The organism is Methylobacterium terrae, from assembly GCF_003173755.1.
Classification (GTDB): Bacteria; Pseudomonadota; Alphaproteobacteria; order Rhizobiales; family Beijerinckiaceae; genus Methylobacterium; species Methylobacterium terrae.
Genome location: NZ_CP029553.1, coordinates 4,111,432 through 4,126,876, shown reverse-complemented (window position 1 = coordinate 4,126,876; position 15,445 = coordinate 4,111,432). Strand labels below are relative to the sequence as shown.

Here is a 15,445-nt window from a genome sequence, read left to right as displayed (position 1 = left end):
GACACGCACTCACAACCTCCGGGATCCGCCGATGCCGCCACTCTCGATCCTCGACCTCGCGCCGATCCCGCAGGGGTCCACGCCCGGCGACGCGTTGCGCAACACCCTCGATCTGGCGCAGCACGCCGATCGCTGGGGCTTCACCCGCTACTGGGTGGCCGAGCACCACAACATGACGGGCATCGCCAGCGCGGCGACCTCGGTGGTGGTGGGCTACATCGCCGGGGGCACGCACCGCATCCGGGTCGGGGCGGGCGGCATCATGCTGCCGAACCACTCGCCGATGGTGATCGCCGAGCAGTTCGGCACCCTCGCCGAGCTCTATCCGGGCCGCATCGATCTCGGCCTCGGCCGCGCGCCCGGGACCGACCAGCGCACGCTGCGGGCGCTGCGCCGCGATCCGGCGGCCTCCGACCACTTCCCGCAGGACGTGCTGGAGCTCCAGACCCTGCTCGGGCCGCTCGATGCCGGGCGGGTGATCCAGGCGGTGCCGGGGACGGGCACCAACGTGCCGTTGTGGATCCTCGGCTCGAGCCTGTTCGGGGCGCAGCTCGCGGCGATGCTCGGCCTGCCTTACGCCTTCGCCTCGCATTTCGCGCCCGACGCGCTGATGCAGGCGCTCGAGGTCTACCGCGCCCGCTTCGAGCCCTCGGGCCAGCTGGCGAAGCCCCACGCCATGGTCGGCGTCAACGTGATCGCGGCGGAGACCGACGGCGAGGCGCGCCGCCTCTTCACCTCGGCGCAGCAGGCCTTCACCAACATCTTCCGGGGCACCCGCGGCCAGCTGCCGCCGCCGATCGACGACATCGAGGCCTACTGGTCGGGCCACGAGAAGGTGCAGGCCTCCGGCATGCTCGCCTGCTCGGTGGTCGGCTCGGCCGAGACGGTGCGCCGCGGCCTCGACGCGATCGCGGCCCGCACGGGGGCCGACGAGCTGATGGTGGCCGCCGCGATCTACGACCACCGGGCGCGCTTACGCTCCTACGAGATCCTGGCGGACATCATGGCCGGTCCGCGGGCGGCCGGGGCGCCGGCACGCGAACCCGCGCACGCATAACGAATCGCCTCGCGTTGACCCTCGGGAGCGCGGCCCATAGGGTGCCGGGCTCCCTTCACGCTCACCGGAAGGCCGCCTCGTCGCGGCCTCGAACCTCATGCCCGCATTCAGCATCGATCCCGCCCTGGCGGAGGCCGCCGCCTCCGCGTCCGCCTGGCCCTTCGAGGAGGCGCGCAAGCTCGTCGCCCGGCTGGAACGGACGGGCAAAGGCGAGGTGCTGTTCGAGACCGGCTACGGTCCCTCGGGCCTGCCGCATATCGGCACCTTCGGCGAGGTCGCCCGCACCTCCATGGTGCGCCACGCCTTCCGCACGCTGACCAACGACAGCATCCCGACCCGCCTCGTCGCCTTCTCGGACGACATGGACGGCCTGCGCAAGGTGCCGGAGAACGTGCCGAACAAGGCGCTGCTGGCGGAGAACCTCAACAAGCCACTGACCGCGGTGCCGGACCCGTTCGGCACCCATGACAGCTTCGGCGCCCACAACAACGCCGAGCTGCGCCGCTTCCTCGATTCGTTCGGCTTCGAGTACGAGTTCCTGTCGGCGACCGAGTGCTACCGCTCGGGCCGCTTCGACGCGACGCTCCTGCGGGTGCTGGAGCGCTACGACGCCGTGATGGCGGTGATGCTGCCGTCCTTGCGCGCCGAGCGCTCGGCCTCCTACTCGCCGTTCCTGCCGCTCCACCCGGTCACCGGGCACGTGATGCAGGTGCCGATCGACGAGGTGAAGGTGTCCTCGGGCACCATCGTGTGGCGCGATCCCCAGACGGGCGAGGCCTACGAGACCCCGGTCACCGGCGGCCACGCCAAGCTGCAGTGGAAGCCCGACTGGGCGATGCGCTGGGTCGCGCTCGGCGTCGATTACGAGATGGCCGGCAAGGACCTGATCGATTCGGTCAAGCTCTCCGGGCAGATCGCCCGGGCGCTCGGCGCCGAGCCGCCGGAAGGCTTCAACTACGAGCTGTTCCTCGACGAGAAGGGCCAGAAGATCTCGAAGTCGAAGGGCAACGGGCTCACCATCGACGAGTGGCTGGCCTACGGCACGCCCGAGAGCCTGGCTCTGTTCATGTACAACAAGCCGCGGGAGGCCAAGCGTCTGCACTTCGACGTCATCCCGCGGCACGTCGACGACTACCTGTCCTTCCTGGAGAAGTTTCCGGGCCAGGAACCGAAGCTGAAGCTCGGCAACCCGACCTGGCACCTGCACGCCGGCACCCCGCCGGAGCCGGAGCGGGTGGGGAATAGCGGGGCGATCCCGTTCGCGATGCTGCTCAACCTCGTGGCGGTGGCCAATGCCGAGGATCCGGCGGTGCTGTGGGGCTTCATCCGCCGCTACGCGCCCGAGGCCTCGCCCGAGACGCATCCGCGCCTCGACCGTCTGGTCCACCACGCCGTGCGCTACTTCCGCGATTTCGTGCGCCCGGCCAAGACCTACCGGGCCCCGAGCGCGGAGGAGGCGGTCGCCCTCACCGACCTGTCGGAGACGCTCGCCGGGCAAGCCGGCTCGACCGATCCGGAGGCGCTGCAGGCGGCGGTCTACGAGGTCGGGCGGCGCCACTTCCCCGACCTGTCGGGCAAGTCGAAGAGCCCGGACGGGCGGCCCGGCGTGTCCCAGACCTGGTTCACCACGCTCTACGGCATCCTGCTCGGCGAGGCGCGGGGCCCGCGCTTCGGCTCCTTCGTCGCCCTCTACGGCGTCGGGGAGACCCGGGCGCTGATCGCCCGCGCCCTGTCGGGGGCGCTCGCCGAGGAGCACGCGGCGTTCCTGGAGAGCCGCAGGGCTCCGGAAGCGGCCTGACCACGGCTCTCGGCCCCCGCCGCCCGGCGGGGGCCGTCCCCACGTTGTCCCCACCCCTCCACCCGTTTACCTTGGCAGCAGGGAATCAGAGGTGGTATGGAACAGAGCAGGAACAAACGCCCCGGGACCTCGCCATGCGCGCCGTGATGCCGCTCCTGCTCCTCGTCCTCGCGAGCTCGGTCCAGATCACCGAGACCCACGCCATCGAGGTGGCGCGGCCGGCGCGCGAGGCGGCGGCGATCGCGCGGCTGAAGGGATGCCTGGCGCGGGAATCCGCCGCGGCGCGGGTGCGTCACGAGACCCCGGAGCACTTCGCCGTCCGGGCCCAGCACATCTGCCTGCCGGCCAAGCGCGAGGCCGCGCGGGCGAAAGCAGTGGCCCTCGTCGCCGCCGGCTTCACCGAGGCGCCCGACCTCGTCGGCGCCGTCGAGCAACTGCTCTCCGACCACGAGCGCGAGACGGCGGAGGCCTATGCCCGCAGCCTCGACCGCCGGCGCGTCGCGGGCGCTCCCTGAGGGGGTGCCCCGCGCGACGCCGGACTTGATCAACCGGCGCTAACCCTCTAAGCGGGCCGCGCCTTCCGCCCGGCTGGACGTCGTGGGCGGGCTTGCCGCAGGTGATGGATATGGCCAAGGAAAAGTTTTCGCGGACGAAGCCGCACTGCAACATCGGCACCATCGGTCACGTTGACCATGGCAAGACCTCGCTGACCGCGGCGATCACGAAGGTTCTGGCCGAGTCGGGCGGCGCGACGTTCACGGCGTACGACCAGATCGACAAGGCGCCGGAGGAGAAGGCGCGCGGGATCACGATCTCGACGGCGCACGTCGAGTACGAGACCCAGAACCGCCACTACGCGCACGTCGACTGCCCCGGGCACGCCGACTACGTGAAGAACATGATCACGGGCGCGGCGCAGATGGACGGCGCGATCCTGGTGGTGTCGGCGGCGGACGGCCCGATGCCGCAGACCCGCGAGCACATCCTGCTGGCGCGCCAGGTCGGCGTTCCGGCGCTGGTGGTGTTCATGAACAAGGTCGACATGGTCGACGATCCGGAGCTTCTCGAGCTGGTCGAGCTCGAGGTGCGCGAGCTTCTCTCGAAGTACGACTTCCCGGGCGACGACATCCCGATCACCAAGGGCTCGGCGCTGTGCGCGCTGGAGAACCGGGAGCCGAAGATCGGCCACGAGGCGATCCTCGAGCTGATGAAGACGGTGGACGCGTACATCCCGCAGCCGGAGCGTCCGATCGACCTGCCGTTCCTGATGCCGATCGAGGACGTGTTCTCGATTTCGGGGCGCGGCACGGTGGTGACGGGCCGCGTCGAGCGCGGGATCGTGAAGGTGGGCGAGTCGGTGGAGATCGTCGGCATCCGTCCGACGACGACGACGACGGTGACCGGCGTCGAGATGTTCCGCAAGCTTCTGGACCAGGGGCAGGCGGGCGACAACGTCGGCGTTCTGCTGCGGGGCACGAAGCGCGAGGACGTGGAGCGCGGGCAGGTGGTGTGCAAGCCGGGTTCGGTGAAGCCGCACACGAAGTTCAAGGCGGAAGCCTACATCCTGACGAAGGAGGAGGGCGGCCGCCACACGCCGTTCTTCACGAACTACCGTCCGCAGTTCTACTTCCGGACGACGGACGTGACGGGCGTGTGCCAGCTGCCCGAGGGCACCGAGATGGTGATGCCGGGCGACAACGTGACGATGGACGTGACGCTGATCGTTCCGATCGCGATGGAGGAGAAGCTGCGCTTCGCCATCCGCGAGGGCGGCCGCACCGTCGGCGCCGGCGTCGTCGCCTCCATCACCGAGTAGGTCGGACGGATCGGTTCGGGGCCGCGGCGGCCCCGGATTCCGAAGATATGGGGCGGGTGCCGGAATGGGCACCCGCCCCTTTTTTCGTTGGTCGGGAGCCCGTTCGGCGGGCGAACGTCGTCCCGCCCACGACCTCATCCTGCGGTGCTGCTGCGTGCAGCAGCCTCGAAGGAGGGCTCCAGCCAGCCCCGAGACTTCTGGAGCCCTCCTTCGAGGCTCCCGTCAGTCGCACCTCGGGATGAGGTCGCGGAGGGGATGAAAGGGTCCTGGCGCGCGGGGTATGGCCCGCGACCTTCCCCGCCTGATCGCCACGTGCGCCGCGTTGGCAGCGGCACCTCAGCCCATCGCGTCCGCATGTTCCGCATCCCGGCGGTCGTGCTCTGACCGATCGGTCCCCATCTCCGCCTCCCTCGCGACATTCCGCTTGCATCCGGGCCGGGGATCCGGCTAGAGAGCGGTCGCGCCGCGGCGCTGCAGGAGTGTAGCTCAACTGGTCAGAGCACCGGTCTCCAAAACCGGGGGTTGGGGGTTCGAGTCCCTCCACTCCTGCCAGGGACCGCGAGCCGACCGGAGCCTCCGCCCTCATCGGCAGATCTCCGAACAACAATCCGTCCGGGCCAGTCGACAAGCGCAGGCAACTGCGCTAGACGCTGCGCCCATCCCAGATCGAACGGGCGGCGATGCGGGCCGGGGGTGATCCTTCCGCCTGCCTGCCGCCGTTGGTTTCGAGCGCATCGGTTGTCCGAGCCATGGCATCGAACGAAGCGACGAAGAAGATGGACCTCGGGCGCAACGCCTCCCGCAGCACCCCGCCGACCCGCGGCGGCGGCTCGACGCCGACGCCGCCCCCGCGTCCGGCGCAGAAGCGCGTCGGCCCGTTCGAGTTCCTGCAGCAGGTGCGCGACGAGGGCCGGAAGGTTACCTGGCCGACTCGCAAGGAGACCCTGGTCACCACCCTGATGGTGTTCGTCATGGTGGTGGTGGCGAGCGTGTTCTTCACCGTCGTCGACCAGGTCCTGCGCTACGCCGTGACGCTGGTGCTGGGCATCGGGGCCTGATCGAGCTTGAAGACCCGGCAGATGCCGGCCCGCGACGGGGCCGCCGCCGGACTGGAGTGAACGCCGTGTCGAAGCGCTGGTACATCGTCCACGCCTACTCGAACTTCGAGAACAAGGTCGCGCAGTCGATCAAGGACCAGGCGGCGCAGCGCGGCCTGACCGAGAAGTTCGACGAGGTCATGGTCCCGACCGAGAAGGTCGTGGAGGTGCGCCGCGGCCGCAAGGTCGACGCGGAGCGCAAGTTCTTCCCCGGCTACGTGCTGGTGAAGTGCGACCTCACCGACGAGGTCTACCACCTCATCAAGAACACCCCGAAGGTCACGGGCTTCCTCGGTGCCGACAAGTCGAAGCCGGTGCCGATCCCGGACGCCGAGGCGGAGCGCATCAAGGGCCAGGTCCAGGAAGGCACCGACCGCCCGAAGGCCTCGATCTCCTACGAGGTCGGCGAGCAGGTCCGCGTCGCGGACGGCCCCTTCGCCTCGTTCAACGGCATCGTCGAGGAAGTCGACGAGAGCCGGTCCCGCCTGAAGGTGGCGGTCTCCATCTTCGGCCGGGCGACCCCGGTCGAGCTCGAATACGGTCAGGTCGAGAAGCTCTGATCGTCACCGGCGGAGTCTCTCGGGAGTCGCCCGGGGTGTGGCAGCACGCCTCGCTATCGCGTCCCCCGGAGAACCGCCTCTCACCCGCGGAAGGCCCGCCCGGCAACGCCTCCGGGAGCCCGGGCCGCACCGCGACCTGCAACCGCCCTCATTCGATAGGGCTACTCTGGGAGCAGTCCCATGGCGAAGAAGATCACGGGCTACGTGAAGCTTCAAGTCCCGGCCGGCGCCGCCAACCCGTCGCCGCCGATCGGCCCCGCGCTCGGTCAGCGCGGCCTCAACATCATGGAATTCTGCAAGGCCTTCAACGCGAAGACCGCGCAGATCGAGAAGGGCACCCCGATCCCGGTGATCATCACCGCGTATCAGGACCGCTCCTTCACCTTCGAGATGAAGCAGCCCCCGGTCTCCTTCTTCCTCAAGAAGGCCGCCGGCATGAAGATCGGCAAGAAGCCGGCCTCCGGCTCGAAGACCCCCGGCAAGGGCGCGCCCGCCGGCAAGGTCTCCGAGGCGCAGATCCGCGAGATCGCCGAGAAGAAGATGCCCGACCTGAACTGCGATTCGGTCGATTCCGCCGTCGCCATGATCCGCGGGTCCGCCCGCGCCATGGGTCTCGAGATCACCGCGTAAGGGGAGGGCGACATGGCAAAGACAGGCAAGCGCATCCGCTCCGCCCGCGAGGGCATCGAGGTCACCAAGCTCTATCCGCTCGCCGACGCGGTGAAGCTGATCAAGGAGCGGTCCACCGCCAAGTTCGACGAGACCTTCGAGGTCTCGATGAACCTCGGCGTCGATCCCCGGCACGCCGACCAGATGGTCCGCGGCGTCTGCAACCTGCCGAACGGCTCCGGCCGGACCGTGCGGGTGGCGGTGTTCGCCCGCGGCCCAAAGGCCGACGAGGCGCGGGCCGCCGGTGCCGACATCGTCGGCGCCGAGGACCTGCTCGAGACGATCCAGGGCGGCACGATCGACTTCGATCGCTGCATCGCCACCCCGGACATGATGCCGCTGGTCGGCCGCCTCGGTAAGGTGCTGGGCCCGCGCGGCCTGATGCCGAACCCGAAGGTCGGCACCGTCACCATGGACGTGAAGGGCGCCGTCGCCGGCGCCAAGGGCGGCTCGGTCGAGTTCCGCGTCGAGAAGGCGGGCATCGTCCACGCCGGCATCGGCAAGGTCTCGTTCGACGAGCAGAAGATCGTCGAGAACATCCGCGCCTTCGCGGACGCGGTGGCGAAGGCCAAGCCCGCCGGCGCCAAGGGCACCTACATCCAGCGCATCGCCGTCTCCTCGACGATGGGCCCGGGCGTGAAGGTCGATCCCTCGAGCGTGCTGGTCGCCGCCGGCGCCTGACGCCGACGAGACTGTCGCGACACCGATCTGAGGCGCCCGGTCCCGCAACGGACCGGGCGCTTCGCGTTTCGGGGACGGGCCGGCCGGAACGATGATCTGATGCAGCGGCAACGCGGCATTCCGCGAGGTCCCGCAGCGCGGCGAAAACCCGATGCGACGGGGCAGCCATCCGGCGCCGCTGTGCTAGATAGGCTGCCATGCGCAGCACCGTCCCGGTCTCCTCCTCGCGACGCATCCTCTGCGTCTTCCCCGCCTACACGCCCTCGTTCGGCACCTTCTCGCACGCCTATCCGCTGATGGGCGGCGTGAAGGCCTTCATGCCGCCGCAGGGCCTGCTCGTGATCGCCGCCTACATGCCGGAGGCATGGGAGGTGCGATTCGTCGACGAGAACATCGCTCGGGCCAGCCCTGAGGATTTCGCCTGGGCCGACGCGGTGTTCGTGTCGGGGATGCACATCCAGGAGGGCCAGATCCACGAGATCGGCCGGCGGGCCCACGCCGCCGGCAAGGTCGCGGTGCTGGGCGGCCCCTCGGTCTCCGGCGCGCCGGAGAAGTACCCGGACTTCGACTACCTCCACATCGGCGAGATCGGCGACGCCACCGACGCGCTGATCCGGCGCCTCGACGAGACCGTGGCGGTGCCCCGCGAGCCTGAGCGCTTCGAGACCGCCGACCGCCTCGCCCTCGCCGACTTCCCGGCCCCGGCCTACGAGCGGGTCCCGCTCAAGCGCTACCTGATCGGCTCGCTGCAATTCTCCTCCGGCTGCCCGTACCGCTGCGAGTTCTGCGACATCCCGCAGCTCTACGGCCGCCAGCCGCGGCTGAAGACCCCCGAGCAGCTCTGCGCCGAACTCGACGCCATCGTGGCCCAGGCCGCCCACCCGGCGGTGGTCTACTTCGTCGACGACAACTTCATCGGCAACCGCAAGGCGACCCGCGAGATGCTGCCCCACCTGGTGGAGTGGCAGAAGCGGAACGACTACCCCCTCCAGTTCGCCTGCGAGGCGACGCTGAACATGGCCAAGCAGCCCGAGATCCTCGAGCTGATGCGCCAGGCCAACTTCATGACCGTGTTCGTCGGCATCGAGACGCCGGAGCCCGACGCGCTCAAGGGCATCGACAAGACCCACAACGCCGCCGTGCCGATGTACGAGGCGATCGAAACCCTGAACTCCTACGGGCTCGAGGTGACGTCCGGCATCATCCTGGGGCTGGACACCGACACCGACCGCTCCGAGCAGAACCTGATCGACTTCATCGACAAGTCGGCGATTCCCGTCCTCACCATCAACCTGCTCCAGGCCCTCCCCAAGACGCCGCTCTGGGACCGGCTCGAGCGCGAGGGACGGCTCGTCCACGATGCCAGCCTCGAATCGAACGTCCTGTTCAAGCGCCCGCACGACGACGTGGTGAAGTCCTGGCGCCGGGCCATCGGCCACGCCTACTCGCCCGAGCAGCTGTTCGAGCGCTTCAAGCGCCAGTGCGACGTGACCTACCCGAACCGGATCACCACGCCGACCGCCGGCAAGCTGACGCTCACCAACCTGCGCCGCGGCCTGATCCTCGGCTTCAACATCGTCACCCGGGTCGGCCTGATGTCCGATTACCGCCGTCCATTCTGGCGCGCCGCGGCCTACGCCCTCAAGCGGGGGCAGATCGAGGCGGTGTTCAACATGGGCTTCGTCGCCCATCACCTGATCCGCTTCACCCGCGAGGCCCTGCGCGGCGAGCACAACGCCTCGTTCTACGCCGCGCAGGACAAGGCGAAGGCGGAGGCCGCCGCGAGGGGAGGGGCCCGGCAGGCGGCATGAGGTCGAGGCGCTGACGGGAAATCTGCCCCTGCGACCGAATTTTCTGTCTCCGGGCACTTGGCAGGCGGTTTGCACGCCGCTATAGACCCGGCTCCACGTTTCCGAGATCGAAAGGATTCGGCCGACGGCTGAGTCCTGGAGAGAGGTCCCCGGGCGACCGGGCGACCAAAGTGGCCGGAAGGGCTCAGGGGGAAACCCCTCGCGCCCGGTCCGGCCATGTCCTGTCCGAGACTGCAGGCGCCGGCAGCCGCCGGCTTAAATCCCCAGCCTGCACAGACGGGGAAGACCGAGTTTCACCGCCCCCATGGCCTTGACCGGGCCAAGCGGGGCGTCGGTTTGAACCATCTCGCCCGAGGCGAGGGACGTCACCGTCCTTGGCATCGGGGGCAGGGCCGTGAAGCGTCGTTCAGGACGTCGCGGTCTTCCCGTGAAGGCCCCGGCTCATCCTGGGCGGCAGATGCAACCGGCGGGGCCCATCCGGGTTCCGCCAACCGGAGAGAGCCAAGGTGGACAGAGCAGCAAAAGCTGATCTCGTCTCGACGCTCAACGGGGTGTTCTCAAGCACCTCCGTCGTCGTCGTGGCCCACTACAAGGGCCTCACGGTCGCCGACATGCAGAAGCTGCGCGCGCAGATGAAGCAGGCCGGCGCCACCGTGAAGGTCGCGAAGAACCGCCTCGCCAACATCGCTCTCGAAGGCACGGACGTCGCCTCCATTCAGCCCCTCCTGAAGGGCCCGACCCTGCTCGCCTATTCGAGCGATCCGGTCGCGGCCGCCAAGGTGGCGGTGGACTTCGCCAAGGCCAACGAGAAGCTGGTCATCCTCGGCGGAGCCATGGGGACGACCGCCCTGAACCCGGACGGCGTGAAGGCCCTGGCCTCGCTGCCGTCCCTCGACGAACTGCGCGCCAAGATCGTGGGCCTGGTCCAGGCTCCCGCGACCAAGATCGCCCAGGTCGTCAACGCGCCGGCCGCCAAGCTCGCGCGCGTGTTCGGGGCCTATGCCAAGACCGGCGACGCCCAGACCGACGAAGCGGCCTAACGGGCTGTTCGAGACCGAACCGTTCAAACCGACAACATCAGGAAGTGAAAAATGGCTGATCTTGCCAAGCTCGTCGACGACCTGTCCTCGCTGACCGTGCTCGAGGCTGCCGAGCTCGCGAAGATGCTCGAGGAGAAGTGGGGCGTCTCGGCGGCTGCCGCCGTCGCCGTCGCCGCCGGCCCGGCCGGTGGCGCCGCTGCCGCCCCCGTCGAGGAGCAGACCGAGTTCACCGTTGTCCTGGCTGCCGCCGGCGACAAGAAGATCGAGGTCATCAAGGAGGTCCGCGCGATCACCGGTCTCGGCCTCAAGGAGGCCAAGGACCTGGTCGAGGGCGCTCCGAAGCCGGTCAAGGAGGGCGTGTCCAAGGACGACGCCGCCAAGCTCAAGGCCCAGCTCGAGAAGGCCGGCGCCAAGGTCGAGCTCAAGTAAGGCGATGGCGGGCCGTCCGGCCCGCCTCGCGTCCCGGACCCGGCCTTCCGGCCGGTCCGGGGCCACCAGCCCGCGGGCCTCGCGCCCGCGGGCTATGGTCGCTTTAAGCGCACCCCCTCGGGATCCGGGGTACGGATCACCATATAGGTTTCAAGGGATGCGGGCGGCCTGTGCACGGGCTGTCCGCGCGGTCACGGCAGGTCTGATGCGGGCTCGATTCGGCCAGCGTCCCACCGGGGCCGTATAAGCGGTGGATGAGGAGCGAGGTCAACCCATGGCCAACACGCTGGTCGGTCGCAAGCGCATTCGCAAGTTCTTCGGCAAGATTCGGGAAGTCGCCGAGATGCCGAACCTCATCGAGGTCCAGAAGGCGTCATACGACCAGTTCCTGATGGTGGACGAGCCCGAGGGCGGGCGCGCCGACGAGGGCCTGCAATCGGTCTTCAAGTCCGTCTTCCCGATTTCCGACTTCTCCTCGACCGCGCTCCTCGAGTTCGTCAAGTACACCTTCGAGCAGCCGAAATACGACGTCGACGAGTGCCGTCAGCGCGGCATCACCTTCGCGGCCCCGCTGAAGGTGACCCTGCGGCTGATCGTGTTCGACGTCGATCCGGATACCGGCGCCAAGTCGGTCAAGGACATCAAGGAGCAGGACGTCTACATGGGCGACATGCCCCTGATGACGGAGAACGGCACCTTCATCGTCAACGGCACCGAGCGCGTCATCGTCTCGCAGATGCACCGCTCGCCGGGCGTGTTCTTCGACCACGACAAGGGCAAGACCCACTCCTCGGGCAAGCTCCTGTTCGCGGCGCGCATCATCCCGTATCGCGGCTCCTGGCTCGACGTCGAGTTCGACGCCAAGGACATCGTGCACGCGCGCATCGACCGCAAGCGCAAGATCCCCGTCACGTCGCTGCTCTTCGCGCTCGGCCTCGACGGCGAGGAGATCCTCTCGACCTTCTACAACCGCGTCACCTACGTGCGCGACGGGCACGACTGGCGCGTGCCCTACGACGCCGAGCGCCTGAAGGGCTTCAAGGCCTCGACCGATCTGATCGACGCCGATTCGGGCGAGGTAGTGCTCGAGGCCGGCAAGAAGCTGACCGCCCGCGCCGCCCGCCAGATCGCCGAGAAGGGCGTGAAGGCCCTGCGCGCGACCGACGACGACCTGATCGGCCAGTACATCGCCGAGGACATGGTCAACTACAAGACCGGCGAGATCTACGCCGAGGCCGGCGACGAGATCAGCGAGAAGGTCCTCAAGGGCCTCGCCGACGTCGGCATCGAGGAGATCCCGGTCCTCGACATCGACCACGTCAACATCGGTCCCTACATCCGCAACACGCTGGCGGTGGACAAGAACTCGGCCCGCGAGGGCGCGCTGTTCGACATCTACCGGGTGATGCGCCCGGGCGAGCCGCCGACCCTCGACACCGCCGAGGCGATGTTCCACTCGCTGTTCTTCGACGCGGAGCGCTACGACCTCTCGGCCGTCGGCCGGGTGAAGATGAACATGCGTCTCGACCTCGACGCGGCCGACACCGTGCGGACGCTGCGGCGCGAGGACATGCTGGCGGTCGTCAAGGCGCTGGTCGACCTGCGCGACGGCAAGGGCGAGATCGACGACATCGACCATCTCGGCAACCGCCGGGTGCGCTCAGTCGGCGAGCTGATGGAGAACCAGTACCGCTTAGGCTTGCTTCGCATGGAGCGCGCCATCAAGGAGCGGATGTCCTCGGTCGACATCGACACCGTGATGCCGCAGGACCTGATCAACGCGAAGCCCGCGGCGGCCGCGGTGCGCGAGTTCTTCGGCTCGTCGCAGCTGTCGCAGTTCATGGACCAGACCAACCCGCTCTCCGAGGTGACGCACAAGCGCCGCCTGTCGGCCCTCGGCCCGGGCGGCCTGACCCGCGAGCGCGCCGGCTTCGAGGTGCGCGACGTGCACCCGACCCATTACGGCCGGATCTGCCCGATCGAGACGCCGGAAGGCCCGAATATCGGCCTGATCAACTCGCTCGCGACCTTCGCCCGGGTGAACAAGTACGGCTTCATCGAGACCCCGTTCCGCCGCGTGCGCGACGGCGTGGTCACCGACGAGGTCGCCTACCTCTCGGCGATGGAGGAGGCGAAGTACTACGTCGCGCAGGCCAACGCGGTGATGGACGAGAACCGCAAGCTCACGGAGGACCTCGTGGTCTGCCGTCGGGCGGGCGAGGTGATCGTCGTCGGCCCCGAGCGGGTCGACCTGATGGACGTGAGCCCCAAGCAGCTCGTGTCGGTGGCCGCGGCGCTGATCCCGTTCCTCGAGAACGACGACGCCAACCGCGCGCTGATGGGCTCGAACATGCAGCGCCAGGCGGTGCCGCTGGTTCGCGCCGACGCGCCCTTCGTCGGCACCGGCATGGAAGCGGTGGTCGCGCGCGATTCGGGCGCCGCCATCGGTGCCCGGCGCGCGGGCATCATCGACCAGGTCGACGCGACCCGTATCGTCATCCGCGCCACCGACGAGGCCGACGCCTCGAAGCCCGGCGTCGACATCTACCGGCTGCAGAAGTTCCAGCGCTCGAACCAGTCAACCTGCATCACCCAGAAGCCGCTCGTGCGCGTCGGCGACGTGGTGAAGAAGGGCGACATCATCGCCGACGGTCCCTCGACCGAGTTCGGCGAGCTGGCGCTCGGCCGCAACGTGCTCGTCGCGTTCATGCCGTGGAACGGCTACAACTTCGAGGACTCGATCCTGCTCTCCGAGCGGATCGTGAAGGATGACGTGTTCACCTCGATCCACATCGAGGAATTCGAGGTGATGGCCCGCGACACCAAGCTCGGGCCGGAGGAGATCACCCGCGACATCCCGAACGTCTCGGAGGAGGCGCTCAAGAACCTCGACGAGGCCGGCATCGTCTATATCGGTGCGGAGGTCCACGCGGGCGACATCCTGGTCGGCAAGATCACCCCGAAGGGCGAGAGCCCGATGACGCCGGAGGAGAAGCTCCTCCGCGCCATCTTCGGCGAGAAGGCCTCGGACGTGCGCGACACCTCGCTCCGGGTGCCGCCGGGCGTCACCGGGACGATCGTCGAGGTCCGGGTGTTCAACCGCCACGGCGTCGACAAGGACGAGCGCGCGCAGGCCATCGAGCGCGAGGAGATCGAGCGTCTCGCCAAGGACCGCGACGACGAGCAGGCGATCCTCGACCGCAACACCTACGCGCGGCTCGGCGACCTGCTGGTCGGCCAATCGCCGGTGGCGGGCCCGAAGGGCTTCCGGAAGGAGACCACGCTCACCCGTGAGCTGCTGGCGGACTACCCCCGCTCGCAGTGGTGGCAGTTCGCCGTCGTCGAAGACCGTCTCATGACCGAGATGGAGGCGATGCAGAAGCAGTACGACGAGTCGAAGAAGCGCCTCGAGCAGCGCTTCCTCGACAAGGTCGAGAAGCTGCAGCGCGGCGACGAATTGCCCCCGGGCGTCATGAAGATGGTCAAGGTCTTCGTGGCGGTGAAGCGCAAGATCCAGCCCGGCGACAAGATGGCGGGCCGCCACGGCAACAAGGGCGTGGTCTCGCGCATCGTGCCGATCGAGGACATGCCGTTCCTGGAGGACGGCACCCACGCCGACATCGTGCTCAACCCGCTCGGCGTGCCGAGCCGGATGAACGTCGGCCAGATCCTCGAGACGCATCTGGGCTGGGCCGCCGCGGGCTTGGGCCGGCAGGTCTCGCAGGCGGTGGACGCGTACCTGCGTACCCACGACGTCGAGCCCCTGCGTGAGCGCATGAAGGCGATCTACAGCGAGTCCGAGCTGGCCGGCCTGTCCGACCAGGAGCTCGCCGAGGTCGGCAACAACCTGCGCCGCGGCGTCCCGATGGCCACCCCGGTGTTCAACGGCGCCAAGGAAGCCGACATCGAGACGATGCTGGAGATGGCGGGTCTCGACCGCTCGGGCCAGTCGACGCTCTACGACGGGCGCACCGGCGAGCCCTTCGACCGCAAGGTCACGGTCGGCTACATCTACATGCTGAAGCTGCACCACCTGGTGGACGACAAGATCCACGCGCGCTCGATCGGCCCGTACTCCCTCGTCACCCAGCAGCCGCTGGGCGGCAAGGCGCAGTTCGGCGGCCAGCGCTTCGGCGAGATGGAGGTGTGGGCGCTCGAGGCCTACGGCGCCGCCTACACGCTGCAGGAGATGCTGACGGTGAAGTCCGACGACGTCGCCGGCCGCACCAAGGTCTACGAGGCCATCGTGCGCGGCGACGACACCTTCGAGGCGGGCATCCCGGAGAGCTTCAACGTGCTGGTGAAGGAGATGCGGTCGCTCGGCCTCAACGTCGAGCTGCTGTCCTCCAAGCGGGCCGCCAACGACCAGCTCGAGGCGCCCCCGGAAGCGGCCGAATAGGCCCCTTCCCGGACGTCCCTCACGACAGCGGCGGGGCCCTCTCCCTGAGGGCCCCGGCCGCCGAACCCGTTTCATCAGACGGCGGCCC

The 15,445-nt window shown here is 68.9% G+C and carries 12 protein-coding genes and 1 tRNA gene; all 13 read left to right on the top strand.

The annotated features are described in order from the left end of the window. Positions 1 to 31 precede the first annotated feature (31 nt). The 13 genes from DK419_RS19145 to rpoB all read left to right on the top strand — a co-directional run bounded on the left by DK419_RS19145 (position 32) and on the right by rpoB (position 15,357). Positions 32 to 1,057: an LLM class flavin-dependent oxidoreductase gene (locus tag DK419_RS19145; protein ID WP_109960488.1), complete on the top strand. Its 1,026-nt coding sequence runs from the start codon at positions 32 to 34 to the stop codon at positions 1,055 to 1,057. A 97-nt stretch (positions 1,058 to 1,154) separates the two neighbouring features. Further along, on the top strand, positions 1,155 to 2,855 hold the full coding sequence (locus DK419_RS19140; RefSeq protein ID WP_109960487.1) for a lysine--tRNA ligase: 1,701 nt from the start codon (positions 1,155 to 1,157) through the stop codon (positions 2,853 to 2,855). A 134-nt stretch (positions 2,856 to 2,989) separates the two neighbouring features. After that, positions 2,990 to 3,370, top strand: a complete 381-nt coding sequence (locus DK419_RS19135; RefSeq protein ID WP_109960486.1) for a hypothetical protein — start codon at positions 2,990 to 2,992, stop codon at positions 3,368 to 3,370. 110 nt (positions 3,371 to 3,480) lie between these two features. After that, positions 3,481 to 4,671 carry an elongation factor Tu gene (gene tuf, locus DK419_RS19130; RefSeq protein ID WP_109960477.1) on the top strand — a complete coding sequence of 397 codons (1,191 nt, stop codon included), beginning with the start codon at positions 3,481 to 3,483 and terminating at the stop codon, positions 4,669 to 4,671. 475 nt (positions 4,672 to 5,146) lie between these two features. Then, positions 5,147 to 5,223, top strand: a tRNA-Trp gene (locus DK419_RS19125). Positions 5,224 to 5,420: 197 nt separating this feature from the next. Further along, complete coding sequence (secE, locus tag DK419_RS19120; RefSeq protein WP_109960485.1) at positions 5,421 to 5,729, top strand: preprotein translocase subunit SecE; 309 nt, start codon at positions 5,421 to 5,423, stop codon at positions 5,727 to 5,729. Positions 5,730 to 5,794: 65 nt separating this feature from the next. Then, positions 5,795 to 6,328 carry a transcription termination/antitermination protein NusG gene (nusG, locus tag DK419_RS19115; RefSeq protein WP_109960484.1) on the top strand — a complete coding sequence of 178 codons (534 nt, stop codon included), beginning with the start codon at positions 5,795 to 5,797 and terminating at the stop codon, positions 6,326 to 6,328. A 180-nt stretch (positions 6,329 to 6,508) separates the two neighbouring features. Then, positions 6,509 to 6,958 (top strand): 50S ribosomal protein L11, encoded by a 450-nt coding sequence (gene rplK, locus DK419_RS19110; RefSeq protein ID WP_109960483.1) that lies wholly within the window; start codon positions 6,509 to 6,511, stop codon positions 6,956 to 6,958. A 12-nt stretch (positions 6,959 to 6,970) separates the two neighbouring features. After that, entirely contained in the window at positions 6,971 to 7,678 is a 708-nt protein-coding gene (gene rplA / locus DK419_RS19105) for a 50S ribosomal protein L1 (RefSeq protein ID WP_048450718.1), read from the top strand. A 197-nt stretch (positions 7,679 to 7,875) separates the two neighbouring features. After that, positions 7,876 to 9,489: a B12-binding domain-containing radical SAM protein gene (locus DK419_RS19100; RefSeq protein WP_109960482.1), complete on the top strand. Its 1,614-nt coding sequence runs from the start codon at positions 7,876 to 7,878 to the stop codon at positions 9,487 to 9,489. A gap of 506 nt (positions 9,490 to 9,995) precedes the next feature. Continuing rightward, the gene (rplJ, locus tag DK419_RS19095) at positions 9,996 to 10,529 is read left to right on the top strand and encodes a 50S ribosomal protein L10 (protein ID WP_109960481.1); all 534 of its coding nucleotides are present in this window, start codon (positions 9,996 to 9,998) and stop codon (positions 10,527 to 10,529) included. Positions 10,530 to 10,580: 51 nt separating this feature from the next. Then, on the top strand, positions 10,581 to 10,958 hold the full coding sequence (gene rplL / locus DK419_RS19090; RefSeq protein WP_048429411.1) for a 50S ribosomal protein L7/L12: 378 nt from the start codon (positions 10,581 to 10,583) through the stop codon (positions 10,956 to 10,958). Between the two features lie 274 nt (positions 10,959 to 11,232). Beyond that, positions 11,233 to 15,357, top strand: a complete 4,125-nt coding sequence (gene rpoB, locus DK419_RS19085) for a DNA-directed RNA polymerase subunit beta (RefSeq protein WP_109960480.1) — start codon at positions 11,233 to 11,235, stop codon at positions 15,355 to 15,357. Positions 15,358 to 15,445: the final 88 nt, after the last annotated feature.